Genomic DNA, 24729 nt, shown 5'->3' on the forward strand with positions numbered 1-24729 from the left:
GGTCGTATCGTTAACTACCCTGATTTTCTGACCCGCAGATACCACTCAGACAACAAACGCACCTGCTTAGGCGTATATCCTTTCTCTACCATACGGGTAACAAAGTTCTCATGCTTCTGCTTATCTTCAACAGAAGCTTTGGCGTTAAAGGATATAACCGGCAGCAATTCTTCGGTGCTAGAGAACATTTTCTTCTCTATAACTTCACGGAGCTTCTCGTAGCTGGTCCAACTAGGATTACGACCTTCATTTTGGGCTCTAGCGCGAAGTACAAAGTTAACAATCTCATTTCTGAAATCTTTTGGGTTGGCTATTCCCGCAGGTTTCTCAATTTTCTCAAGCTCGTCATTTAAGGTGCTGCGATCAAAGATGGCGCCAGTTTCAGGATCGCGATAATCCTCATCTTGAATCCAGTAATCGGCAAACGTCACATAGCGATCAAAAATATTCTGACCGTATTCTGAATACGATTCCAAGTAGGAAGTTTGAATCTCTTTACCCACGTATTCCGCATAACGAACCGCAAGCCAACCTTTAATAAATTCCAGATACACTCGCTGTGTGTCTTCTGGTAATTGCTCGCGAAGAATGCGCTGCTCCAGCACAAACATTAAATGTACCGGATTGGCGGCAATCTCAGCGTTGTCATAATTGAATACAGCCGACAACACTTTAAAGGCAAAGCGCGTTGACATGCCGGTCATACCCTCGTCAATACCGGCATAATCTCGGTATTCTTGGAAGGACTTGGCCGCGGGATCGGTATCTTTCAAGGACTCGCCATCATAGACTCGCATCTTGGAATATATGCTCGAATTCTCCGGTTCGCGAAGCCGAGACAAAACCGAGAACTGGGCTAACATTTCCAAGGTTCCGGGCGCGCATGGCGCAGCATGAAGAGAACTGTGGCGAAGTAATTTTTTGTAAATTTTCACCTCTTCTGAAACCTGTAAACAATACGGCACTTTGACTATGTATACGCGGTCAAGGAAGGCTTCATTGTGCTTGTCGTTGCGGAAGCTCTGCCATTCAGATTCATTAGAGTGGGCGAGAATTATTCCATTAAAAGGAATAGCCGAAAAGCCTTCAGTGCCTTTGTAATTACCCTCTTGGGTCGCTGTTAATAAGGGGTGTAACATCTTTATCGGTGCTTTGAACATCTCTACAAATTCAAGCAAACCCTGATTCGCCAAGCACAAGCCACCGGAGTAGGAATAAGCGTCTGGATCATCCTGCGCGAAGGCCTCTAATTTACGAATATCTACCTTACCAACCAGCGTAGAAATATCTTGATTGTTTTCGTCGCCCGGTTCAGTTTTTGTGACCGCAACTTGCTTCAATACCGAGGGCTGTATTCTTACCACCCTGAACTTTGTCAAATCGCCTTCATACTCCTCCAAGCGTTTAATCGCCCAAGGGGAAGATAAGCCTGTGAGGTAGCGCTGAGGAATACCGTACTCTTCTTGCAACTGCTCGCCGTCACGCAGCGGATCAAACAGGCCCAATGGCGACTCATTAATGGGCGAGCCTTTGATGGCGTATATCGGGGCTGCTTCCATTAACTTTTTCAAGCGCTCGGCAATAGATGATTTACCACCACCCACAGGGCCCAGCAGATAAAGCACCTGCTTACGCTCTTCTAAACCTTGAGCAGCATGTCTGAAAAAGGCGACAATTTGCGCAATAACGTCTTCAAGACCATAGAACTCCTCAAAAGCGGGGTATCGAGGAATAAGACGATTAGAAAAAATACGGGAGAGGCGCGGGTCGTTGCGGGTATCTATCAGTTCAGGCTCACCAATGGCGGCAAGCATACGTTCGGCTGGGGTTGCGTAAGCCAGGGGATCTTGACGGCATAGGTCAAGATAAGCCTCCAGGGACATTTCTTCGTCGCGCCCCTTCAGGTATTGCTCACGAACATTATCAAGTATGCCCATCTTTGCAATCTCCTACTGTGCTGTACTTTGACGCCAATCATTGCTGCTCAGATTGCCAAATACCAACGCCTTAAAAGTGTGTAAGCATCTTTACTCTACTCCGTTACGAAAGTCTCATCCAGTTGGTTTATCAATAAATTAGATAAATTTTTTAATAAAAAAATGCCAATATCAAAAAATCGAACACTGTCGTATCGTGATAAAAATCATCATGTGATTAGCAATAATTCTCTATCTTGGATACTACCTATTAAGTCGCACCATGTGCGTATACCCGCGCAAGTGTGAACAGGCTAGCAATGGGTATTGCCGCTCTAGTATCTCTCTATGCCGCGCGTCCACGGTATTTGGCAAGGCCCTTATTAGCGCTCTATTTGACCGAGATTGGCGTGCAACACACTGCCATTAATCACCGGATTGTGAGCACAAAAGAATAGCGTTTCGACTATCTCGACAGGGTCTATCAAGCGGCCATAACTGACCATCCCGGTGATCGCGGCCATCACCTCTGGATCATCACCAATATTGCCTCGCAACATCGCGGTATCAGTAAAACCCGGGCAGATACAGGCAGTATGGATGCCCCGGCCAATCAAGTCCTGCGTAGTCGCCCGCATTAAACCAATAACGCCGTGTTTACTGGCGATATAAGACGCACAGCCCGCCACTGCTTTCTCGCTAAGCGTGGAACCCATATATAAAATTGCCGAACCCGCCTTCATCAAGGGAATCAGCGCGGCATTCAACTGCTGCGGGGCCACCAGATTGACCTGTAACACATCCGCGAAATTTTCCGCGGCCAAGTCCCTAACCGAATCACCATCGTGACGCGCCGCATTGTGAAGTAGCACCACCGCGTCGGCATGCTTAGCGACGGCGTGTAAATCGTCGATGCAAGTATCCAGCCAATCGCGTTTTTGCATATCGACACAAATTTGCTCAGCACCCACTAAGTCGATAGGACGGCGAGACAGATTTACTACCCTATATCCCTCAGCCAGAAAGCGTTTCGCGGTTGCGAAGCCAATGCCTTGGCTGCCGCCGCTTAATATCAAAACCTTGCTCATTTCACCATCTCATGTCGTGTGATATTTAGAAATCGGAAAAGCATTGGCGGCCGCCAAGCAGCCATCAATACGTCCGCAGCGCACCATTTTGGATTCTTTTGACTTTAGCCTCTCTACTCTAAGCGCAAGACCTGGCTAGTCGCGAGTCCAGCTCGCAGAGCCCCACTGCCCCGGCCCAGATGACACTTTCATCACCAGTTCGGCAATCTCATTGCCTTCTATGAACGGCGCGTCAGTGAGTAATAGCTCTAATAAATAGCGGGCAAACTCCTCTACCGTGGTGTTGCGAACCGGCAGCACTAAGGTATCGGTTTTCAAGAAGGGTATTTCTTCACCATTAAACTCAGCAATATAGAATTCACCGCGCTCTACCACCCGCATATACGGCGACTCGGCGGGTAATAAAGTATATTCATCAAGGCGCGAGCACAGCTTACGTAAACGGGACTTTATTTCGACATAGCTAAAGCACATGCCATTGTCGCCAACATCTGCAGTGAGCACTAGACTGACTTTAAAGTTATGGCCGTGCAGACGCTCTCGGTCTGTGGCAGAAAAGATGGTGAAGTGCGCGCCAGAAAATTTTAGATCTTCTTTGCTTATTTCAATACTGGTATAGGCTTTTACAGGCATTACACTCACTATTCCCTATTGGTTGGAAGACGGCTTATTTTTAGCTCTTAGTTATTAACTTGGCCATATGTGACATCCGCTTACAAAACGCAGCACTTCTTTAGCTTAACTCAGCATCGAAGGGCTTACACCCCTGCGCTATCGTAATTCGCCAAGGCTCCCTCAACCGCCGCCAGCAGCTCAGACTCACCTAGACCATCACCATTGATGGTAATGTCGGCATAGCGACGATATAAAGGCAGGCGCTCGCTATAAACGCCCTGCAAATCCTGGCCAGGCGGGCCGGCTATACCCCGCTGGGTAAAATTCTGCACCCGCCGAATAATTTCAGACAGCGGAATATCAATAAAAACACAGGGGCCAAATTGGCGCAAATTCGCCATTGCCGCCCGGCTGTATACGGCGCTTCCCCCTGTTGCGACCACTTGGTTTACAAATTTCCCTGCCGAAAGCACCTCCGCCTCAATTGCGCGCAAATACTCATAGCCTTTGGCATCCAGCAAGGCTTGTAAACTTAGGCCCTCACGCTGCTCTATAAGGCGATCGGTATCCACGAATTGGGCGCCGCTGCGCAGTGCCAAGGCCTCGCCAATAGTAGACTTGCCTGCACCTGGCATACCGATAAGGACAACACTGGACGACGTAATTTCAGACATAGACGGGAACGACACCTTGCGAATACCAAACGCACACTCAATAAGTGGGTCACAGTGCCACAAAAGTTCGGCAAGCAAAAACAAAAAAACGGCAGCTATGGAAATAGCTGCCGCCAAGGTTTTATTCAAAGAGAACTAGATGGAAACTAAGGGTTAGAGGCAAGAATCACCCCTCTCATCACAATGCTAGGACTGAAACATTTCTAGAATTGAAGAAAAGTCGCGCTGTGCATTGCCCTTGGTGGAAAATGAAGCATAAAGACTGCGAGCGAGTGCGCCCATTGGTACTGAACTCTGGGTGGCAAGACTATTTTCCATGGCCAAGCCCAAGTCCTTCAACATCAGCTGGACCATAAAGCCCGGCTGATAGTCATTTGAAGCTGGAGCGGTCGGCATAACATCTGGATAGGGGTTGTAGTTCTCTAGCGACCAATTCTTACCCGAACTGTTTAGCATAATCTCTGACAACACTTTAGGGTCTAGGCCGTTGTTCGCGCCTAGCTGCAAGGCTTCTGCCGTGCCAACCATATGCACAGCTAACAGCATATTGTTGCAAATCTTAGCTATTTGGCCGGCGCCGTGATCACCGGCGTGAAAGATATTCTTACCCATGCCTTGCAAGACCAATTTGCCTCTAGCAAAGCCTTCGGCGCTACCACCACACATAAAGGCCAGTGTACCCGCTTGAGCGGCTTTAACCCCACCAGAAACCGGCGCATCAATCATTTCCAAACCGCGCGCTGCAGCAGCCTCACCCACGCGACGGGCGGTGTCAGCATCAATGGTGCTGCAATCCATAAACAAGGTGCCGTCAGCAGCTTTGGCCACAAGACCTTCGTCACCGAGATACAAGCCAGCGACATGCTTGCCAGCAGGCAACATGGTGATCACCGTATCGGCTCCGGCTAGGGCCTCAAGGGCGGTCGCAGCTTTTGATGCACCCTGCGCCACAACAGCATCCATAGCGGCTGCCACCAAATCGAATACTGTTACTTGGTGACCGGCTTTGACCAGATTGGCAGCCATTGGCCCGCCCATATTACCCAAACCGATAAACGCTACCTTAGCCATAATACCCACCTGTTTATTAGATCTAAGATGTCCAAACGAACACCCCTTATTATTTAAAAAATGAGACAACCGAAACCGCCTCAAAACCTTCTAGAAATACCGATCACACCCGCCGTTAAAGATCGCCCAGAGGGTTCTCTGCCCACGGCGCAGTGAAATGCTGTTCGATGAGATCTTGCGGTACATCTACTGGAGATGAATGCTGCCAAGCTGGGTTACGGTCTTTGTCGATTAACAAAGCTCTAACACCCTCGGCAAACTCTGGCTGACGAATTATCGCCGTAGACAGCAGCATTTCAGCTTGAAATGCTGCTTTTAGACTCAGCCCGTTGCAGCGACGAATCTGTTCGGCAATTAATCGTGCACTTAAAGGCGAACCCGATGCGAGTGTCGCCGCAGCTTTCTGTACCCAAGGATTCTCAGACTGAGCGGCAATAATATTGTTAATTACCCCAAGGTCGTCATCCGCCGAACACAGCTCTGCAATTTCAGAAGCAGCCGCTTCGACATTACCCTCTGGCAAAGCCGCTTTAGAACGCGCGACAAAGGTCGCCATTAAATCAAAGACACGCTCGTGGTTTTCCGCCACCCCAGTTGACCATACCGTCTCGGTTAAGGCATTAAGAACCTCGCCCGAGTATTGATGCTCAACAAAGCCTTCGGCTAAACCTAGGTACACAGCATCGGCCGCATTAAACGACGCACCCGTTAAGGCCAAAAACAGACCAGTATGACCCGGCATCCGGTTCAAAAAGTAGCTACCGCCAACATCTGGATATAGACCAATCGTGATCTCTGGCATTGCCAATCGGGTCTTTTCCGTGACAACGCGATAGCTGCCTGCCGCAAACACACCCATGCCGCCGCCCATGACAATGCCATGCCCCCAAACAATGACCGGCTTGTCGAATTGATGCAGTAAATAATCAACGCGATATTCCTGCTCAAAAAACGCCTCCGCGTATTCACAGGGGCCACCCAGTTGCTCAACAGACGACTTGTATAAAGCCTGGACGTCGCCGCCCGCGCACAGGGCCTTTTGACCTGAACCATGAATAAAGACACAGGCGATATCGCTGCGCTCGCGCCACTCACGGAGCTTAAGCAGCATCAACTCAACCATATTCAGAGTTAGTGAGTTTAGGGTTTTTTCTACATTCAGCGTAATAACACCGACCGAAGGACCACTGAGCGAACGTCGCTCTTCAAATAAAACTTCTTCTACATGAGCCGTCATTACGCGTTCTTCCACTCTGGGCTGCGTTTTTCAAGGAATGCATTTACACCTTCTTTTTGATCCAAGGTGTCAAACAACTGAATAAAACGCTCACGCTCCAGCAATAAACCCTGTGGCATCACTGCTTCGCGTGGACTGTGAATCAATTCTTTACAGAAGGTAACTGAAACGGGGCTTTGCTGAGCAACCTGCGCGGCTAAAGCCAAGGCAGCCTCTTTAGACTTGCCTGACTCAACCACTTCTTCAACGAGACCCAAGCTCAATGCCTTGTCTGCTTTAATCCGTTCGCCACACAATATAATGCGCTTAGCCCAACCTGGACCAACCAAGGCGGTCAAACGCTGGGTACCACCGGCGCAGGGCAGCAAACCCACTTTTGCTTCCGGCAGTGCCATTTGCGCATGAGCTTCTGCAATACGTATATCGCAGGCCAAAGCACACTCCAGACCGCCACCCATAGCAAAACCATTCACGGCCGCAATAGCCACACCGCGAAAATCTGCCAAGGCTTCAAAGGCCTGACCAAATTTCAAACCGATATCTTGGGCAACTGCTTTGTCGCCACTGGCAAACATTTTTAGATCTGCGCCCGCCGAGAAGAATTTCTCGCCAGCGCCCGTGATCACCAGGCTGTATATGTTTTTGTCGGCATTCAAATTAGCGATCAGTTCACGCATACCACTTAATGATTCGGCATCCCATGTATTCGCACCGGGATTGTCGATAGTGATCAATGCCGTATGGTCAATAATCTCAACTTTTAGTTTTTCTGTGGGACTGTAGTTGCTCACTTAATCACCTCCAAGGCACCATCTAACAATAAACGCCGGCCAATAATGACCCGCATAATTTCATTTGTCCCTTCCAGAATTTGATGCACGCGACTGTCGCGCACATGCCGTTCCAGCGGGTATTCTTTGATATAGCCATAGCCGCCATGCAGCTGCAGCGCGTCGTTACAAATGTTAAAACACACATCGGTCGCAAAGCGTTTTGCCATCGCGCAGTAAATACTGGCCTCAGGATCAGCGCTGTCTAATTTGAAGGCCGCCAAGCGCACCATTTGCCGCGCTGCCACCAAATCTGTGGTCATATCAGCCAATTTAAACTGGGTATTTTGGAAGTCTGCAATGGCCTGACCAAATTGCTTACGCTCTTTCACGTAGTCAATGGTTGCCTCTATGGCAGCTTGCGCCGTGCCAATCGAGCAGGTCGCAATATTAATACGACCACCATCCAAGCCCTTCATGGCAATCTTAAAGCCCTGCCCTTCGGTGCCCAGCATATTAGCGGCGGGAACCACCACATCTTCAAAGATTACAGTGCGAGTTGGCTGACTATTCCAGCCCATTTTTTCTTCTTTCTTGCCGTAGCTCACACCCGCCGCGTCCGCCGGAATAGCAAAAGCGCTTATGCCCTTGGCGCCATTGCCACCGGTGCGCAACATCACCACGAGCATGTCAGTTGAGCCAGCACCAGAGATAAACATTTTGCTGCCGTTAACAATATAGTTATCGCCGTCGGCACGCGCCGTGCTGCGCAGATTACCGGCGTCTGAACCTGCACCAGGCTCAGTTAAACAATACGAAGCCAGCTTCTCGCCCATCACCAAATCACCACAACACTCCGCTATCAGAGCCGGTTTGCCATAGCTACCGATCATGCTGGTTGCCATATTGTGGATGGTCAAAAATGCGGCGGTAGACGTGCAGCCCCGCGCCAGCTCTTCGACAATCACGCTGGTATCAAGCCGACTCATACCCAAGCCACCGGCGTCTTCGGGGGTGTACATACCCATAAAACCCAGCTCACCGGCCTGTTTCAGCGCATCTTTGGGGAAAATATGTTCAGCATCCCACTTGGCGGCATTAGGCTTGAACACACCCTCGGAAAATGACCGCGCACTTTCGGCGAACGCTTTTTGATCGTCGGAAAGGTTAAAGTCCATATTGTTCTCTTTTTATTTAGACATAGATAAAGCAGAACGCCGCAATTCCTGCGGCGTTTTGGTACAAGTAATTACTTAAACTTGGCCATAACCTTGCCAAATAGCACGTCATCAGACGGAATCACTTTTGTCACTGCCAATGGCTTAGATACCCAGGTTTCATTGATCAGGTCACGCCACGTAATATTGTTATTGGTGCTATTACCGCCCCATGAGCCACAGCCCAGAGAGAAGGTCTGACGCATACCATTCCACAGATTACCGCTGTTAGAGGCGGCCTGCGGCTGGTTAACCATCACTCGCGATGTTTTGGTCGCATAGGCGAACTTCATAATATTTTCATCGCTATACGAGTAGATACCACATGAGTGACCTTGGCCTTGATACGCTTGAATGGCGTTCGTCATGGCGATAGCGCCGTCAATATCTTTCACGGTGTAGAACGCCATCACTACTGACATTTTTTCACCAGAGAAAGGATGCTCTGGGCCGGTACCGGTTTCAGGCACGATAAAGAAGGTTTTCTCGTCAGGTAAATCAATACCCGCCATTTCCGCCAAGACGCTTGCCGGTTGCGCAACGATCCGGGGCGCAATATGACCGTCTTCCCAAATAATACTCTGCAGCTTGGCCTTTTCTTCAGCGCTACAAATATAACCGCCCTTTGCCTGAAGCTTTTCAAGCAGCGCTTCTACATTCGATTCGAAGGCAATAACGGCGTTATCTGAAGAACACGATGCCGCCAAGTCTAAAGTTTTGGAGATGCGGATTTTTTCAGCCGCTTCATCTAGATCTGCCGTGTCATCGACGGTGATAACGGCGTTACCCGCCCCCACACCCAGAGCAGGCGTGCCGCTGGAATATGCCGACGTCACCATTGGCGCGCCGCCAGTAGCCAAAATACGATCGCACTGTTTCATCAGCTCGGCAGTGCCCTCCATAGAGGGACTATCCATAGAAATAACCAAATCCTCTGGTGCACCGCAGGCCTTAAGTGCTTCGCGCATCAAATCGCAGATCATCTTATTGGTTAGCTTAGAGCGCGGATGTGGCGCAATGATGATGGAATTCCGTCCCTTGACGGCAGAAATTGCCTTAATCACCGGCGTCGCCTCTGGGTTAGTACAGGGCGTTAACGCACCAATAACACCAACAGGCTTGGCTATTTTAACGATATTGCGCTCTTTGTCGTCTTCCAGAATACCCACCGACTTGTCGTCGATAATATCAAAAAGTGCTGCGCGGGTTTTCTTGAAAATCTTGAGAAACTTACCGTCGTAATTACCGAGCTGCGTTTCTTCTACTGTGAACTTGGCAATTTTCTCTGCCACGTCCTGACGTGCAACCGACCACACCATGGCGGTAATCAACTCATCGACTTGCTCTTGGCTGTAGTTCTCAATCTGAGCCTGCGCTTTACGTGAACGCTCAACTAGAGACTTTACTAATACTGCCTCTTCGCTTGTGGCTATGGCGGTTTCAGCGGCCATGGTATTTCTCCGGGTTATTTTTATAACTAACAATAGCGCGCCCAGACTTTTGCTGCCCGCGCATAAACAGGGCTCTATATAAACACATCCCCCCAGTTGGGAGGATTGACTATATTGCCGACTTAATGGACTATATTGCGCACATGATTAAGTGCAACCCACACCCAGTTAAATAAAATAAGTTCATATTTAACAAAGGCTTAATATGAAAATTACTTCTGACTGGCCGCTCCCCCCACTGGGAATTCGCTTTCTTACACCGCAATTTGTGCAAACTCAACTCGCCGGCCACCCCCTCACCGAAGGACTATTTCCGATTGCCATGGGCTATTACCCCGCGGCCTTTGGTCATCGTATGCACCGCCAGCAACAAGACAGCTACCTTCTAATTTACTGCATTGATGGCAAAGGCACCCTGATGTGTGACGACAAACGCTACCGGATTAATAGCGGCGATATTATTCTACTGCCACCCAAGCACCACCATGCCTACAAAGCAGACTCCAAAGACCCATGGACAATCTATTGGTTGCATTTCAATGGCCGCTTGGCCGATCATTTTTACCGGCACATTCAACTGAGTTCGCCGTCATTTAATATTGGCGTGCAACCGCGAGTCATAAGGATATTTGACGGCCTTTCTGAGTTGAGACGCAGCGGATATCAATTCGCGGAATATATTCAAGGGGGCCATCAACTTCAGGCGCTTCTCAGCTACATCGCCCTGCTGGTAAGACAGCAACGCCCGCAAAGCGGCACGGCGCTGAACTGGGAAAGATTGCGAGCGACGATGCAGGAACACATCCACGGCCAACTTAATCTAGATGAATTGGCGGCCAGTGCAAAACTGTCAAAATACCATTTCACTAAAAAGTTTAAGGCGCATACCGGGCAATCACCCATACAGTATTTTATTAATATGAAAATTCAACGCGCCTGTTATTTGCTAGACAGCACCAGCCAATCGGTAAAGCAAGTTGCCTCGGCCGTCGGCTATGACGACCCTTATTATTTTTCTCGGCTGTTTAAAAAAACCATTGGCTTGGCGCCCAGTGATTACCGTCATCATCGCCGAAGCTAGGCCCTAATCCTAAATCAGTAATTCCCCCTTCATGGTCGTTACCGCATATCCCGACAAAACCACCACATCACCGTCTATGCAAATATCGAGCGCGCCACCACGGCTAGATACCTGCCGAGCAGAAAAGGTGTTCTTGCCGGTTTTAAGTGACCAATAGTGTGCCAAGGCGCAATGCGCTGAACCCGTGACAGGATCTTCATTAATACCGGCATTCGGTGCAAAGAACCGCGACACAAAATCTATCGGGGAAGCACTGTCCGCGGCGGCGGTAACGATTAAACCGCGACTCTTTAAGGCCGCAATGCTCACTAAATCTGGCACAAAGCGCTGCACTGCATCCGCACTTAGGAGTTCAATCAAAAGATCTTCCCCCGCCTCTGCGGCGCCGCGCAGCAAGCTTGGATCAACCACGCTATGCGCCCAGCGACCGGCATCTACCTGAGAGGTCATAGTGAGGGGAAAGCGCATCGCCATAACATCATTATTTCGGGTGACCGTGAGTTCGCCACTGCGCGTTATAAAACGCAGAACCTCGTCGTTAACACCAAACTCTGTCCATAGAGCATGCGCCGCCGCCAATGTCGCGTGACCGCACAAGTTGACCTCCATTGCGGGTGTAAACCAGCGCAGAGACCACTGCCCATTGGCCAAGGATTCTATGTAGGCTGTTTCTGATAGATTAAATTCAGCGGCGATCCCCTGCAGTTCCTCGTCAGTGAGGCCCACCTCTAATAGACAAACCGCCGCCGAGTTGCCGCAAAATTTCTGCTGGGTAAACGCATCTACCACCCGATATTTCATTTTAGCTCCCTAAAAATCAAGGCATATCCATGCCGTCCCACCGCAAAGCATAATACTTCACTAGATATATCTCTATCGCTAGCACTTCAACCAAGCAGACAAAGTGCTTCTGCTTTCAATGACGGCTTTAAGACTGACTCTTTTGGGATATTTAAACGAACAAAGCCCAGCAACGAGAATTGCTGGGCTTTGTTCCTTAACTCAGCAAATGCCGAGTTACGGCGGGATACTTCAAGTCGCTACTTTCCCTAGCGACTCTTTTTTATAGTGACTCTTTTTGTAATCACTGATTTCTACTCTTTTGATAACTATGACTCAGGCAGTTCTGCGTTGTGATAAATATTCTGCACATCGTCCAAGTCGTTAAGCATGTCCATGAATTTTTCAAACATGACCACGTCATCGCCTTCAACAGGAGAGGTGTTTTGGGCGAGGAACTGAATTTCATCAACGTCGAAATCAGTCACACCCATTTCAATCAAGGCCTGCTTGGCTTTAAAGTACTCGGTGTTGGGCGCAAAAACTGACACTTTGCCCGCTTCCTTCTCGATATCACTGACGTCAACATCCGCTTCCATTAAGGCTTCCAGGGTCGCCTCTTCGTCGTCACCATCGAAGACAAAAATCGCCGAGTGATCAAACATATGGCTAACACTACCCTGAGTGCCAATTTTACTCTTGGTTTTGTTAAAGCAAAGACGGACATCACCGAAGGTACGGTTTGGATTATCGGTAAGACACTCAACAATAACCATGCAATTACCGGGGCCATAGCCCTCGTAGCGGGCCAGAGAGAAGTCTTCACCGGCGCCACCTTTGGCTTTTTCAATGGCTTTTTCAATAACGTGGGTCGGCACCTGGTCTTTCTTAGCGCGCTCGATCATCCCCCGCAGCGCCAAATTCCCCGTGGGATCAAAGCCCCCAGCCTTGGCGCAGACGTAGATTTCGCGTCCGTATTTACTGTAGACCTTGGCCTTGGCATCTGAGGTTTTGGCCATCGAATCTTTGCGGTTTTGGTAGGCTCTGCCCATTGCGCTGCTCCGCTTAAAATAACAAAAACACGGATTTTACAGTCAGGTATTCAGATAGGGAAACTTTTCGTCACATTCCTGCCAATAAGCCACCTGCAAATCTGCCGTGTTCGAGCTAGATTCGCAGATAAGTCCAGTTTGTGATGCCGGCATTTATCAACGTAAAAACGCCTGACCGCCATCCACAGGCAAGGTATGACCGGTAATATAGGCTGCATCCGGCCCACACAAAAACACCACTACCCTGCCTACATCTTCCTCACAATCACCGACTCGCCCGAGCGGCACGGTACACAGAAAATCCTCAACATCATCGCCACCACTCTCTACCCAGCGACTCATGGCCGGCGACATAGCTAGCGGCATAACACAATTGACGCGGATATTATCTTCGCCCCATTCACAGGCGGCGGCACGACTCAGTGCGCGGGTTGCTTCTTTAGCGGCGGCATAAGCGCCAAAACCTGCAGAGTCAGAACGCATAGCCGCAGAACTGGCGAGATTAACGATACTGCCATCGCCCCGCAAAAAGGGGTAGCAGGCCTTCATAAAGCGGAGAGTGGCTAAAGGACCGGAATCCATGCCATCGAGGTATTCGTCTTCGTTTATTTCGAGGATATTGCCGAGCGGCACAATCTGAGCGTTATTAACTAGAATGTCGACGCCACCAAACTCATCGACGATTTCCAGCACCGCGGCGTCGATATCGTCAGAAACTGTAACATCGCAAACAAAGGCCTGGGCCTCACCGCCCCTACGGTGGATTTCTGCACAGGTGGCCTCTAAGGTGGCTAAGGTTCGACCCAGTACCGCTACCGTCGCACCTTCCGCGGCTAAAGCAAACGCAATACCAGCGCCAACGCCTTGCCCACCACCTGTTACCACCGCAACTTTACTTTGCAGAATAGCCATCACACACACTCCTAGCGACGAATGTGACCAGCCGACTGAGTTTATTCTGCCAGCTGCGCCACGCTTTTCAGAATTAACCGCACCAACAAAGTTTGTCTGCTGACACCGGTTTTTGAAAAAATCGACCGCAGGTGTGTGCGTGCGGTATTGCGGCTCATGCCAAGAGCCGCAGAAGCTTCGTCAAGACTTAGGCCATCAGAAAGCAGCAAGGAGAGTTGCGCTTCGGTTGGCGTAAATCCAAATAGTTGTATAATAACCGCAACCGGGGCCTCTGCTCCATATTCAGGGTCACTGATAAAAATCGCCACCGTCGGTACCGACTTACCTTCAGACCACTCGGTTACCGGCACCGGTCTAGCGATAACACCTAAATCAGCAAAATCGCCGTCTCGCGGCACTCTCATCGCTTCAACGACCGTCGGCTCATCACCACTGCGATGTTCCAATATCCGGTTAATTAAGCGCTGTAATTTCTTGGTGGTTGCTTGGTCACCTAATAATAGATGGCCATCTTCAACACGAACATCCGGTTCACGAATAATCAAATGCTCTGCCATGCGGTTACAACTAAGCACACGACCATTCTCATCCAGAATAATAGTCGCCAATGACAAACTTTCCACCGCACCGGCATATAAATCGCGTTCAGATTCGACTTTATTCAATCTGACATGAAATCGCAGTGCCCGCTCTAAGTGAGGAACCAGGGCATAAATCAAATCGCGATCGGCTTGATCAAAACTCGCCGAATGCTGACCGCGAGCAACCCGCAGTCCGGCATTCATCTCGCCGGGGACAACAATGTCCACCCCCAGAGAGTCGTATAAGCCCGCCGGTTGCATACATAATTTATAGAGTTCACTGTCCAACCAGCCTTCGCCGGGCACCATTTCCATTAAGCTTTTCACTTCGCCGGGGCGCAACGACTGAAAGGGATCCATAGCAAACAGGCGCTCTTGATATCGGGCGATACCCTCAAGATTACCACCCACAACCCGCAACACGCCGCGGCCCTTCTCAGACGGTTTGTTTAGAACCAAGGTTACTGACACCGCGTCCATCATTTTGCGCAGCACTGACAGGAAACCTTGCCAAGGTTCCTCTTCTAATGGACCCTGGTAAATAGTGGCAATTAATTCGTCAAATGCGGGGTTAATCAGCATATCGGCGCCAGCCAGACCTTATTATTTATTAGGGTCGCCAGTATAACTGAGAAACACGCAGACGTAAGGCCTTCGAGCGAAGGCCCATCAAGATGGTTTGATATAAACTACTAGCTCAAACTAACTATTTAAATAAGACCTCTGGCCTTAGCCATGTCTATTGCCAGGTCTTCAATCATATCTTCCTGACCACCCACCGTGCGGCGGCGGCCCAGTTCAACCAAGATGTCCCGCGATGACACCCCGTACTTCGCCGCCGCGCGTTTAGCGAATAGCAAGAAGGAGGAATATACGCCGGCGTAACCCAGGGTTAGGGAATCGCGATCAATCCGAATAGGGCTGTCCATAATGGGCGTCACCAGGTCTTCAGCAACATCCATAATCTTATAAAGATCGATGCCGTGATTCACTTCCATACGATCCATCACCGCAACCAATACTTCCAGCGGCGTATTACCTGCGCCCGCGCCCAAACCCGCCACAGAGCCGTCAATTCGATTAGCGCCGGCTTCTACCGCCACCAATGAGTTCATCACCCCTAGGCTGAGATTGTGATGCGCATGAAATCCCAATTCAGTTTCTGGCTTGAGTTCACGACGCAGTAAAGCGATGCGCTCTTTCACCTGGTCTGGCAGCAAGTAACCCGCCGAATCGGTGCAATAAATACAGTTTGCGCCGAAAGACTCCATGAGCTTAGCCTGCTCAACAATCTGCTCAGCCTCAATCATGTGGGTCATCATTAAGAAACCAACGGTATCCAAGCCCATTTGCGCCGCCATACCGATGTGCTGCTCTGACACATCGGCTTCAGTGCAGTGAGTGGCAACACGAATAGTGGTTACGCCTAAATCCGCAGCCATCTTGAGGTGGTCAACCGTGCCGATACCAGGCAGCAGCAACGCTGAAATTTTTGCATTTTTAACGACGCCAACAACTGCTTTGAGGTATTCCTCGTCGCTGTGCGCCGGAAACCCGTAATTCACTGAGGAACCGCCGAGGCCGTCGCCGTGGGTCACCTCAATCAACGGCATTCCCGCCTCATCTAAGCCCTTGGCAATAGACTTCATTTCATCCAGTGAAATTTGGTGCTGCTTGGCGTGCATGCCATCGCGTAAGCACATATCGTGTAGTACAACTTTTTTACCACGTAAATCCATGTTCCTGTCCCCTTAGACTGACGCCAATGATGGAAGTGAAAAGCGTCCTGCCAGCATTTCTTCTGCAAACATTTCTGCGGTGCGCAGACCGGCAGCAGTCATAATGTCTAAGTTACCCGCGTACTTGGGTAGGAAATCACCCAAACCTTCAACTTCCATATACATCGACACCCGATTGCCATCAAACACCGGACCATTTTTTAGCCGATAACCCGGTACATATTTTTGCACCTCGGCAACCATGTCATTGACCGACCTGCGGATCGCATCCTGATCAGGCTCGTCGTCGGTGAGACAGTGAATCGTGTCGCGCATAATCAGCGGTGGTTCAGCAGGGTTAATTACAATAATCGCCTTACCTTCACGAGCGCCGCCGACTTTCTCGACAGCACCGGCTGTGGTGCGAGTGAATTCGTCGATATTCTTGCGCGTGCCCGGACCCACTGATTTAGAACTCACGGTTGCGACAATTTCGCCGTAACTCACTGACTGCACCCGAGATACCGCTGCCACCATGGGAATGGTCGCCTGACCACCGCAAGTCACCATATTGACATTGCGACTGCCCGCAGCAAGTGCATCCTTAAGATTCACCGGCGGCACGCAATAAGGGCCAATGGCAGCGGGCGTCAGATCAATCATTAAGGCGCCCTGCTCATTCACCTTGCGAGAATTTTCGGCGTGAACATAAGCGGAAGTGGCATCAAAACAAATCTGCACGCCATCGGCTTTCATAGTGGGTAACATGCCGTCGACACCGTCTGCGGTCACTTTCAAACCCATTTCTTTGGCACGCAATAAACCTGGGGATTCTGGGTCAACCCCCACCATCCAGACCGGCTCTATCAGTTCAGAACGTAATGCCTTCATTAGCAAATCGGTACCGATATTGCCGGGGCCGATAATTGCTGCCTTAATCTTTTCCGCCATGGTGTTGCACTCTCTAAATATTAAGCTGAGACGGGGAGACCCGCCTTATACAAATTGAACTGACGCGCGGCCAATACCGTGTAATTCCATTTCCATTTTGTCGCCGGCAATCACCGGTTCTAGCGGTACCAGCGAACCGGACAAGATTACCTCGCCAGCCTTAAAGGGAATGCCAAAGCGTCCCAAGGTATTGGCCAACCACGCTACCGCAGTGAGCGGATTGCCTTGCACGGCGCTACCTAAACCTTCGCTAAGCAGGACGCCGTTTTTCCAAACCGTAATCTTCAAATTCGGCAAATCATGATCGCGGGGGTCAGCGCTAGCGTCGCCCAAGACATACACCCCGCAAGAGGCGTTATCGGCAACGGTATCTTGAATGCGGATATTCCAATCTTTAATTCGCGAATCGACGATTTCAAAGCAGGGCATTATGCATTCAGTCGCGGCCAAAACATCGGCCTCGGTCACACCGGGGCCCTGCAAATCTGCTTTTAGTTTAAAGCCAATCTCAGCTTCGGCGCGGGGCTGAATTAAATTACCGACTACCGTAACGTCCGCGCCATTGGGATAGGCCATTGCATCGGTCAAAAAACCGAAGTCGGGTTGATGTACACCCAACATGTCTTGCACTACCTTGCTGGTCACACCAATCTTTTTACCGACTACCACCTCACCGTCATCATCGACACGACGCTTAAGCATCTGCAATGAAATATGATAAGCATCATCCAAGGTGATCTCAGGAGCTTGCTCGGTTAAAGGCTGCAGGGGCTTGAAATCACGCATAGCCTCGTACAAGTGATCACCGAGGATCTTTATCTGTTCTTTCTGCATCATTAGCCATTTCTCAAAAAATCGTTGGTGGTGCGATTAAACATATCGCGGTGCTCCACCATTACCCAGTGCCCGCACTGAGAAACCAGTGTTAGGCGAATATTCGAACAGTTTTTAGCTAGGGTTTGGATACCCGTTTCTGGCATCATTTTTTCATTAACGCCCCAAAAAGCCAGAATCGGACAGCTAATTTCTGGCAGCCGCGCCGCCATATTCGGTACCACCATCGAGCTTATAACTTGACTATTCTGCTGCTGAAAAATACCCCAACGCTCATTGATCAATTGCTCGTCAACCACACTGTCGTCGTACACGAGTCCGCGGCGAATAAAATCTTCCAAGCGCTCGGGTGCCATCGGCCCGGAAGTAAACACCTCCTTCATCACCTGCATACCCGGCATATGAAAATAATCAGCCTGCTCTTCAATACCCCCAGGCGCCATCAGTACTAGTTTTTCGACTTGGGAGGGGTTATCTAGGGTGAACTTAATAGCGATCGCGCCGCCCAAAGAATTACCAATTAAGGAGCAGGAACTCACCTTTAACTGATCAAGAAGCTGCTTGATGCATTCAACAAAAAGATCGAGGTGATACTGCACATCTTCGGGCTTGTCAGAATAACCGTAGCCAATCAGATCTGGCACAATCACTCGATATCCCTGCTCAAGCAAATACGGGTAGTTGTACTTAAAATTACTATGGCCGCTGGCGCCACTGCCGCTGCCATGTAGAAACACCACTACCGGCCCGCTGCCATTATCTAAATAATGGACGCGCTGGCCATTAGGCAGATCCGCATAGTTTTGCTCGGGTAATCCCGCGACTATCGCTGCCATTATTATCGTTCTCCAGTACCAAATTTCGCAGATTTTAGGTGTCTTAACCAGCGCCACACCGCACGCCCATCAACACTTTATAAGTGCCGCAATGGTAACGGTTTGGGCCAAACACCCTAATACCTCAAATGGATGACAGCTGCGGCAACTCGCTGCGGCCCTACTGAACGACAACATCGCTGAATTGGGTTTCATCACCAAACATCAATCTTGGCGATGGCGGCAGGCGACCATCAATATCTGCCAAACCGTACTCAGCGCCAAGCTCCGCAGCAAACCAGATCTTTCCGGTGCGCGCCATACGCGCCGTATCCGCCGCCAAAGAAGCGATAACACGACCGGTAAATTCCGGCGATTCCACCATATCTATTAACTGGCTATACAACTCGGGTTCGGCAGCAAATACCGCCTGAGTGCGCTCGGTTTTTAGTAATCCCATCCACAGGGAAACAACTGCGACCTGATGAGGCTTAAAATCTACCGCCATATCGTGGGCCATCTTATCAACCGCCGCTTTGCCCGCACCGTAAGCAGGGCCATGCATATAACAACGTCCACCGGGAGACGAGGTATTGACCACTAAGCCACCATTTTTTATCAGCAGGGGCGCCGCGTAATAGGAAGCAACGTAGCTAGACCGCAAACCGACATTCAAAATATCTTGCAGGTTCAGGGGCTTCTCCCAAAAGGGGCCGGATAAGGTTAAACCATCGGGCACACACAGAGCGTTATTCACCAAAATATCGAGTTTGGCGTGATCGCGCGCAATCTGCGCAAACAGCGCAGCAACCTCATGATCATTGCTGTGGTCACACACCACCGCGATACCCTTGCCGCCGCGCCGGCTTATTTCTTCTGCCGTTGCGTAAACCGTTCCAGGCAATACCGAATCGCCCTCGGTCTGACTGCGACCGGTCACATAGACGGTCGCGCCCGCGTCACCCAGCGCCTCGGCAATACCTTTGCCTGCGCCACGACTGGCGCCAGTAACCAGCGCAATACAATCGCTACCTAAAAACATTACCGCTCCTTTTTACACTTTTTTATGTGTTTTATTATCTGTATTCAAAACTTGAAACAACATTGATAAGGCCAGATCGAAACACCGACGCTTATAGCAACAACAGGAGATAATAATAGCTATTGCCATTGATCACCCTCGCACGGATAGACGAGATAGTGGGCGCGACGACATAGGGGATTGCGATGACAATAAGATTGAAATATCTTGGAAATCAGATAAGAACATCATCGCGGATAGCAATTATGCTGACATTTACCAGAAACATCGCGCCGCATGTCGACAAAGAACTGGCTTTAGCTGCCAGCGCCAGACGTGCCAAGCATGCTGCGATTGAGTTCAAGCACCTAGAAAACGCTCATGTGCTAGGACAGGAATCGACCTACCAGCACAGCAAGGTACACGTCTTAATGTTGATATGGGGCTTACGTCAGCACCATTGGCGCGAAGTCCTGGGGCAGCTTTTCAGAATTATAGGGGCCTTGAGCACTACTGCCATTGGGCTAGTACCACGTGGCAATACCGGCGGCAGTAACATCAGCCCCTTTGCAAAACTACCGCTATCACGGGAGCATAGCGACATCATTTCTAGGGCCAAGCAAGATCGGTAATTGGATCGCTACTGCTATTTTAGCGACCAAAGGGATGCGAGCTCGCCCAGCAAACACCCAGTAGCGCTTAGACCATACCGCAGCATTTCTTGTATTTCTTAGCGCTTCCGCACGGGCAGGGATCATTTCTAGCAGGTATTTTCTCGACCACCTGAGTTCCTGCCTTACTTAGTAATAACGTCAGCGCGCTAATATCTTCCACCGCCGCATCCTTGAGATCGACCGAAATTTCGCCGTGCAAATTAGCCTCTGCCAACATCACCTCAACCTCTTTCTTGCGGTCTTCACTCGTGACAATGAGGCTCAGGGGGTATTTTTTACTACCGGCCTTAGTCATCGCCTTCGTCTGGTAACCATGGTTAATATGGCTTTGGCGCGGATCGGTGCGACCTTTAAAGAAAAACTTAGACACGTTCACTTACCTATGAATGATCAAACTGTTAGGACTTGAAAAGAGCAAATCCGCTGCGCGACAATTGTGGCCAACACCAGCGTGGCCGGCACAATACGTCGAACGCGCGTACTTGTCGCTACAAACCTGCTGCGCCCAGTAAAAAGACTTAACTGCAAACACCTATGTCGCGACACGATACAGCTGTGTTTGAGTGTGGGCAGCACAAAAGAAAATAGCGTTTCACGAGGTCACCACAATAGCAATCGACAGCCTTATAGGCCGCCGACTACTATGACTGCGACTGAGTCTGTGACGGCGGCGGGGTATTCGAACTTGGAGTGGCAGCAAAACCAATGGCGTTCCCCAGTTCAACCCGAGAGACATCTACCGCTACGGATAATGTCTGCTTGCCACCGCCACCAAACACAACACCTTTTAAGGGCGTCACATCCGAATAGTCTCGCCCCCAGGCTGTCGTAATATGCTGATCTGCCGGCATGACATCATTGGTAGGATCAAAATCCTGCCATTCGTCACCGGGAATATAGACTGCAAACCAGGCATGAGATGCGTCTGCACCCTGCATTTTTACTTGTCCAGGAGGCGGCAGCGTTTCAAGATAGCCACTCACGTAGCGGGCTGCATAGCCAAGACTGCGTAAGACGCCAATCGCCAAATGGGCAAAGTCTTGGCAAACCCCGCGACGATTTTTTAAAACTTCATCGAGCGGAGTGGCAACAGTAGAAAAACCAGGGTCGTACTTAAAGTCCGCAAAAATACGAGAATTTAAAGCGCTAACCGCCTCTAAGAAAGGCCGATTAGAACTAAACAAATCGCGGGCAAAATCCGCCAACTGAGGGGTATTAGCAATCATCGGTGAATTAAAGCAAAACTCAGAGGCACGCATATCCTCTTGCCCAGCCCCTGCACTTAGAGCGGCCAAAACCTCTGCGCAGGTAATCCCGCCGCTTAGCAAGCGCGGCTCGGATGGCGCAATTTCGACTTCACTATCTACGATTACCTCTAAGGAATGATGCGGTTTTTCCAAGGTAAAATGACACACCACATTACCAAAATAATCAACGCGCTTGATTCTACTTGTCGGCGTGGGAATGATGCGAATATCGCTGTAATTAACCCGCTGACCACTGCATTCACGGGGAATTAAATAGGCCACGTTGTAGCCCTGATTCACCTGGTCGGCGTATTCGTAACGGGTTGAGTGCTTTACCCGATATTTCATGAAACACCTCTGCCGCTCATTTCCACGGGTTGTGGCCCCGCTGCATGATCAAAATAACGATCTGCCAGTGCCTGTGAAGCCGCCTTAAGATCCCCGTCTAACTGTGTAAGTAATTTGCCTAGTTTCAAATACTCCCCGGTTTTCTCGTCGCGCGTCGCGATTTCTTCCAATGGAGTGAGCAATAAATTATTGGTCGCACGTATGATGCAGCGCATATCTTCGTTTAGCTGCACTTTTTGACTGCGACCTTCCACATCCTCCAAGTGGTTGCGCAAACTGTCCAGCTGAAACATGACTGACCGCGGGTTTTGACGATCAAACAACAACAGCTCCATGCCCTTGTCTAAGCGATATCCGCTGCGGTAGTAACGCTTATACACAATACGTGACTCTAAACTTGCCAGTACTGGCTTTAACAAAGGCAAGCCTTGGCCATCGCCTTTCTCTGTGACCAAAATATGACTAAGCAATTCAACCGTTTTTTGCGCGCGTTCTAGGCGACGACCCATTTCCATAAATCGCCAGGCCCGGCCTCGCACCATGCTCTCTTGGCTTAGACCACACAGCGCCAGCAAGCTAGTAATAAGCGGGTCGAGTAATTCTTCTGGTGCAGCTTGCAAGCTACTTTTAAGATTTTTATTGAGGTATTCCATGCCGTCGCGAATGTCGTTAATTAAGCGCAACATGTCATTTGACAGCAACTCCTTAACCCCGTCAGCAGAGTGCAAGATAGCTTCCAGACAATGCGCGATACTGCCGGGTCGAGATCGATTGGACACAATATCGAGTAACTCGTGCTCCGGCGCGTCAAAATCTGCATCTTTGGCAGTAAAACCTGGGAAAGTACCGGTAACCTTTGTGACTGACCGCAATAGTACGCGGCGATTATCCGGCGATAGTGGTTCAATGCTATTCAGCTCTTCAAAAGCTGTACGTACCAAACGTAAGCCCGACTCAGCCCGCTCGGCATAGCGACCAAACCAGAACAAATTATCAATAACACGACTTGGCAAACTGAAATTGCGATCCATCTTTTGTCGCATTAATTTTTCAGGTTCAAAGACGCTGTCTTCTACCTCCGGCTCAGACGCTAAGATCCAAGTATCTTTGCTGCCACCACCATATTGGCTAACAATATGCTGGGTGTCGGTATGGGTGCCAATATGCGTAAGCCCGCCAGGCATAACGCTGTAGGAATTACCACTGGCCACCGTGAATCCGCGCATCACTAAAGGACGGCTACTAAATACTTTGCCATCCAAGGCAGGAGTCTGAGACGGACGCACTGCGCTTTGCGCCACATAATCTATTGGATTTGCCAACACCTTCGCCAACAAATCAGCACGTTCCTGGGCATTTAACTCAGCCACGAATAGGCTGTGACGACCGGGCACACGACAAGTATGCCGGATAAGCAGCTCGTCAAAATGGGCCTTCACGTACTCTAAATCTGCCTTGTCACCGCACCACCACGTTGGTACCGAATTCAAGCGCAGATCACGACCGAGAAAGTGACGCGCAATTGCCGGCATATATTTAGCTAAAACCGGACTTTCTAAAATCCCACTACCCAGAGGGTTGGCGATGATCACGCCACCGGCGCGCGCGACTTCGGTCAAACCGGGAACGCCCTGACCAAAACTGTTCCGCGACGCCACAGGATCGGCCATGCTGTCGTCTATTCGGCGCAGTACCACATCGACTTTGCGCAGACCGTCTAAGGACTTTAACCACAGTGCGCCTTTGCGAACGGTTAAATCACGCCCCTGCACCAGGGGATAACCAAGGTAATTGGCAAGGTAAGCATCTTCAAAGGAGTTTTCTTTAAACGCACCCTGGGTAAGATACACCACTAGAGGCGCGTCTTTGGTTGGACTAAGCTCGGCTAATTTGCGACGCCACTGCAGGAAGAAATTGGACAGTCGATGAACATGAGCATCACGGAACAAACTCGGCATGACCCGTCGCAATACTGTTCTATTCTCTAAAGCATAACCCGTGCCTGACGGTGCTTGGGTACGATCACCTATCACCAACCACTCACCGCTAGCAGAGCGCACTAAATCTGCGGCATGAAATATAAGCTGATGCTCCCCCGGCAGACGAATACCATCACATGCACGAAGAAAGCCGGGATGACTAAAAATGGCGGCGGGCGGGATAACTTTGTTGTGAATGAGCGTTCGCTCACCGTAGAGATCACTAAGAATAAGATTAAGTAGCTCGGAGCGCTCACGAAGCGCATTCTCAATCGATTCCCACTCCTGACTCGATAGAATCATGGGCAGTAAATCTAAGCTCCATGTATGGCTTACATTTTGCTGATCGCCGGGGCTGTAGCTAGCGCCGTCATCACGGAGTATTCGTTTGGCAGTGCGTTGCCGCTCAAGCAGGGCATCCATACCCATGGCATTAAGTACCCGCATGGGATAGTGCCAATGTTCGCGAACATTGCCGTCTGCCCCAATGACCTCGTCATATTGGTCATGCTGCGGTTTATACACAAAACGTTCAGTTAACATGGATGTGGTGCCAGAAGCTTGCGTCGAGTAACAGAATTACCCGAGGTAAAAGGAACATCACCACGGTCCTAACCGCAATCCCCGAATCGTGGAATAATGATTATGCACCACATTGGTGCGGGAATCGCGGCCACTACCAACAGTAAATCACGAG

23 protein-coding genes are annotated in these 24729 nt (G+C 49.9%); 2 read left to right on the forward strand and 21 right to left on the reverse strand.

The genetic code is table 11. The features are described 5' to 3' along the window. Positions 1-14: 14 nt before the first annotated feature. The 9 genes from AB4875_RS14405 to AB4875_RS14445 all read right to left on the reverse strand — a co-directional run bounded on the left by AB4875_RS14405 (position 15) and on the right by AB4875_RS14445 (position 10039). Positions 15-1937: a PrkA family serine protein kinase gene (locus AB4875_RS14405; RefSeq protein WP_368376757.1), complete on the reverse strand. Its 1923-nt coding sequence runs from the start codon at positions 1935-1937 to the stop codon at positions 15-17. 362 nt (positions 1938-2299) lie between these two features. After that, positions 2300-3004: an SDR family NAD(P)-dependent oxidoreductase gene (locus AB4875_RS14410; RefSeq protein WP_368376758.1), complete on the reverse strand. Its 705-nt coding sequence runs from the start codon at positions 3002-3004 to the stop codon at positions 2300-2302. A gap of 135 nt (positions 3005-3139) precedes the next feature. After that, a complete protein-coding gene (locus AB4875_RS14415; RefSeq protein WP_368376759.1) occupies positions 3140-3637 on the reverse strand; it encodes a 6-pyruvoyl trahydropterin synthase family protein in 498 nt (165 codons plus the stop codon). Positions 3638-3762: 125 nt separating this feature from the next. Continuing rightward, positions 3763-4293 carry a shikimate kinase gene (locus AB4875_RS14420; protein WP_368376760.1) on the reverse strand — a complete coding sequence of 177 codons (531 nt, stop codon included), beginning with the start codon at positions 4291-4293 and terminating at the stop codon, positions 3763-3765. Between the two features lie 186 nt (positions 4294-4479). Further along, positions 4480-5364 carry a 3-hydroxyisobutyrate dehydrogenase gene (mmsB, locus tag AB4875_RS14425; RefSeq protein ID WP_368376761.1) on the reverse strand — a complete coding sequence of 295 codons (885 nt, stop codon included), beginning with the start codon at positions 5362-5364 and terminating at the stop codon, positions 4480-4482. A 115-nt stretch (positions 5365-5479) separates the two neighbouring features. Continuing rightward, positions 5480-6601 carry an enoyl-CoA hydratase/isomerase family protein gene (locus AB4875_RS14430; RefSeq protein ID WP_368376762.1) on the reverse strand — a complete coding sequence of 374 codons (1122 nt, stop codon included), beginning with the start codon at positions 6599-6601 and terminating at the stop codon, positions 5480-5482. Beyond that, a complete protein-coding gene (locus AB4875_RS14435) occupies positions 6601-7392 on the reverse strand; it encodes an enoyl-CoA hydratase (RefSeq protein ID WP_368376763.1) in 792 nt (263 codons plus the stop codon). The genes AB4875_RS14430 and AB4875_RS14435 overlap by 1 nt, the downstream gene beginning before the upstream one ends. After that, a complete protein-coding gene (locus AB4875_RS14440; RefSeq protein WP_368376764.1) occupies positions 7389-8549 on the reverse strand; it encodes an acyl-CoA dehydrogenase family protein in 1161 nt (386 codons plus the stop codon). The genes AB4875_RS14435 and AB4875_RS14440 overlap by 4 nt, the downstream gene beginning before the upstream one ends. Positions 8550-8620: 71 nt before the next feature. Further along, the gene (locus tag AB4875_RS14445; RefSeq protein ID WP_368376765.1) at positions 8621-10039 is read right to left on the reverse strand and encodes an aldehyde dehydrogenase family protein; all 1419 of its coding nucleotides are present in this window, start codon (positions 10037-10039) and stop codon (positions 8621-8623) included. 205 nt (positions 10040-10244) lie between these two features. Between AB4875_RS14445 and AB4875_RS14450 the strand changes: the two genes are divergently transcribed. After that, positions 10245-11120, forward strand: coding sequence for an AraC family transcriptional regulator (locus AB4875_RS14450; protein WP_368376766.1), 876 nt, complete (start codon positions 10245-10247; stop codon positions 11118-11120). A gap of 9 nt (positions 11121-11129) precedes the next feature. Here the strand turns inward: AB4875_RS14450 and AB4875_RS14455 are convergent, their stop codons facing one another. From AB4875_RS14455 to AB4875_RS14495, 9 genes are all read right to left on the reverse strand, one after another. After that, positions 11130-11921 (reverse strand): PhzF family phenazine biosynthesis protein, encoded by a 792-nt coding sequence (locus AB4875_RS14455; protein WP_368376767.1) that lies wholly within the window; start codon positions 11919-11921, stop codon positions 11130-11132. Positions 11922-12229: 308 nt separating this feature from the next. Further along, the gene (locus tag AB4875_RS14460; protein WP_368376768.1) at positions 12230-12952 is read right to left on the reverse strand and encodes a YebC/PmpR family DNA-binding transcriptional regulator; all 723 of its coding nucleotides are present in this window, start codon (positions 12950-12952) and stop codon (positions 12230-12232) included. A 156-nt stretch (positions 12953-13108) separates the two neighbouring features. Beyond that, complete coding sequence (locus tag AB4875_RS14465; protein WP_368376769.1) at positions 13109-13864, reverse strand: SDR family NAD(P)-dependent oxidoreductase; 756 nt, start codon at positions 13862-13864, stop codon at positions 13109-13111. A gap of 41 nt (positions 13865-13905) precedes the next feature. Further along, positions 13906-15027 (reverse strand): helix-turn-helix transcriptional regulator, encoded by a 1122-nt coding sequence (locus AB4875_RS14470; protein WP_368376770.1) that lies wholly within the window; start codon positions 15025-15027, stop codon positions 13906-13908. Between the two features lie 128 nt (positions 15028-15155). Beyond that, positions 15156-16184, reverse strand: a complete 1029-nt coding sequence (gene dmpG / locus AB4875_RS14475) for a 4-hydroxy-2-oxovalerate aldolase (RefSeq protein WP_368376771.1) — start codon at positions 16182-16184, stop codon at positions 15156-15158. Between the two features lie 12 nt (positions 16185-16196). Then, entirely contained in the window at positions 16197-17114 is a 918-nt protein-coding gene (locus tag AB4875_RS14480; protein ID WP_368376772.1) for an acetaldehyde dehydrogenase (acetylating), read from the reverse strand. Between the two features lie 45 nt (positions 17115-17159). Next, positions 17160-17951, reverse strand: coding sequence for a fumarylacetoacetate hydrolase family protein (locus AB4875_RS14485; protein ID WP_438273527.1), 792 nt, complete (start codon positions 17949-17951; stop codon positions 17160-17162). Further along, positions 17951-18784 carry an alpha/beta fold hydrolase gene (locus AB4875_RS14490; protein ID WP_368376773.1) on the reverse strand — a complete coding sequence of 278 codons (834 nt, stop codon included), beginning with the start codon at positions 18782-18784 and terminating at the stop codon, positions 17951-17953. The genes AB4875_RS14485 and AB4875_RS14490 overlap by 1 nt, the downstream gene beginning before the upstream one ends. Positions 18785-18944: 160 nt before the next feature. Next, the gene (locus tag AB4875_RS14495; RefSeq protein WP_368376774.1) at positions 18945-19805 is read right to left on the reverse strand and encodes an SDR family NAD(P)-dependent oxidoreductase; all 861 of its coding nucleotides are present in this window, start codon (positions 19803-19805) and stop codon (positions 18945-18947) included. 245 nt (positions 19806-20050) lie between these two features. Here AB4875_RS14495 and AB4875_RS14500 point away from each other — a divergent pair, with 245 nt between their 5' ends. Continuing rightward, positions 20051-20416: a DUF3703 domain-containing protein gene (locus AB4875_RS14500; protein WP_368376775.1), complete on the forward strand. Its 366-nt coding sequence runs from the start codon at positions 20051-20053 to the stop codon at positions 20414-20416. A 67-nt stretch (positions 20417-20483) separates the two neighbouring features. Here AB4875_RS14500 and AB4875_RS14505 read toward each other — a convergent pair whose 3' ends face one another. From AB4875_RS14505 to AB4875_RS14515, 3 genes are all read right to left on the reverse strand, one after another. After that, positions 20484-20828 (reverse strand): PBPRA1643 family SWIM/SEC-C metal-binding motif protein, encoded by a 345-nt coding sequence (locus AB4875_RS14505; protein ID WP_368376776.1) that lies wholly within the window; start codon positions 20826-20828, stop codon positions 20484-20486. A 271-nt stretch (positions 20829-21099) separates the two neighbouring features. Beyond that, on the reverse strand, positions 21100-22053 hold the full coding sequence (locus AB4875_RS14510) for a transglutaminase family protein (protein WP_368376777.1): 954 nt from the start codon (positions 22051-22053) through the stop codon (positions 21100-21102). Further along, complete coding sequence (locus AB4875_RS14515; RefSeq protein WP_368376778.1) at positions 22050-24575, reverse strand: circularly permuted type 2 ATP-grasp protein; 2526 nt, start codon at positions 24573-24575, stop codon at positions 22050-22052. The genes AB4875_RS14510 and AB4875_RS14515 overlap by 4 nt, the downstream gene beginning before the upstream one ends. Positions 24576-24729: the final 154 nt, after the last annotated feature.

It is taken from the genome of Zhongshania sp. R06B22, assembly GCF_040892595.1.
In the GTDB taxonomy this organism is placed as follows: Bacteria; Pseudomonadota; Gammaproteobacteria; order Pseudomonadales; family Spongiibacteraceae; genus Spongiibacter; species Spongiibacter arctica.

What these genes read in the sequence shown, in the direction of transcription:
- AB4875_RS14405 (WP_368376757.1), bottom strand. Translation starts at nt 1,937, where the DNA reads ATGGGCATACTTGATAATGTTCGTGAGCAATACCTGAAGGGGCGCGAC.
- AB4875_RS14410 (WP_368376758.1), bottom strand. Translation starts at nt 3,004, where the DNA reads ATGAGCAAGGTTTTGATATTAAGCGGCGGCAGCCAAGGCATTGGCTTC.
- AB4875_RS14415 (WP_368376759.1), bottom strand. Translation starts at nt 3,637, where the DNA reads ATGCCTGTAAAAGCCTATACCAGTATTGAAATAAGCAAAGAAGATCTA.
- AB4875_RS14420 (WP_368376760.1), bottom strand. Translation starts at nt 4,293, where the DNA reads ATGTCTGAAATTACGTCGTCCAGTGTTGTCCTTATCGGTATGCCAGGT.
- mmsB (WP_368376761.1), bottom strand. Translation starts at nt 5,364, where the DNA reads ATGGCTAAGGTAGCGTTTATCGGTTTGGGTAATATGGGCGGGCCAATG.
- AB4875_RS14430 (WP_368376762.1), bottom strand. Translation starts at nt 6,601, where the DNA reads ATGACGGCTCATGTAGAAGAAGTTTTATTTGAAGAGCGACGTTCGCTC.
- AB4875_RS14440 (WP_368376764.1), bottom strand. Translation starts at nt 8,549, where the DNA reads ATGGACTTTAACCTTTCCGACGATCAAAAAGCGTTCGCCGAAAGTGCG.
- AB4875_RS14445 (WP_368376765.1), bottom strand. Translation starts at nt 10,039, where the DNA reads ATGGCCGCTGAAACCGCCATAGCCACAAGCGAAGAGGCAGTATTAGTA.
- AB4875_RS14450 (WP_368376766.1), top strand. Translation starts at nt 10,245, where the DNA reads ATGAAAATTACTTCTGACTGGCCGCTCCCCCCACTGGGAATTCGCTTT.
- AB4875_RS14455 (WP_368376767.1), bottom strand. Translation starts at nt 11,921, where the DNA reads ATGAAATATCGGGTGGTAGATGCGTTTACCCAGCAGAAATTTTGCGGC.
- AB4875_RS14460 (WP_368376768.1), bottom strand. Translation starts at nt 12,952, where the DNA reads ATGGGCAGAGCCTACCAAAACCGCAAAGATTCGATGGCCAAAACCTCA.
- AB4875_RS14465 (WP_368376769.1), bottom strand. Translation starts at nt 13,864, where the DNA reads ATGGCTATTCTGCAAAGTAAAGTTGCGGTGGTAACAGGTGGTGGGCAA.
- AB4875_RS14470 (WP_368376770.1), bottom strand. Translation starts at nt 15,027, where the DNA reads ATGCTGATTAACCCCGCATTTGACGAATTAATTGCCACTATTTACCAG.
- dmpG (WP_368376771.1), bottom strand. Translation starts at nt 16,184, where the DNA reads ATGGATTTACGTGGTAAAAAAGTTGTACTACACGATATGTGCTTACGC.
- AB4875_RS14480 (WP_368376772.1), bottom strand. Translation starts at nt 17,114, where the DNA reads ATGGCGGAAAAGATTAAGGCAGCAATTATCGGCCCCGGCAATATCGGT.
- AB4875_RS14485 (WP_438273527.1), bottom strand. Translation starts at nt 17,951, where the DNA reads ATGATGCAGAAAGAACAGATAAAGATCCTCGGTGATCACTTGTACGAG.
- AB4875_RS14490 (WP_368376773.1), bottom strand. Translation starts at nt 18,784, where the DNA reads ATGGCAGCGATAGTCGCGGGATTACCCGAGCAAAACTATGCGGATCTG.
- AB4875_RS14495 (WP_368376774.1), bottom strand. Translation starts at nt 19,805, where the DNA reads ATGTTTTTAGGTAGCGATTGTATTGCGCTGGTTACTGGCGCCAGTCGT.
- AB4875_RS14500 (WP_368376775.1), top strand. Translation starts at nt 20,051, where the DNA reads ATGCTGACATTTACCAGAAACATCGCGCCGCATGTCGACAAAGAACTG.
- AB4875_RS14510 (WP_368376777.1), bottom strand. Translation starts at nt 22,053, where the DNA reads ATGAAATATCGGGTAAAGCACTCAACCCGTTACGAATACGCCGACCAG.
- AB4875_RS14515 (WP_368376778.1), bottom strand. Translation starts at nt 24,575, where the DNA reads ATGTTAACTGAACGTTTTGTGTATAAACCGCAGCATGACCAATATGAC.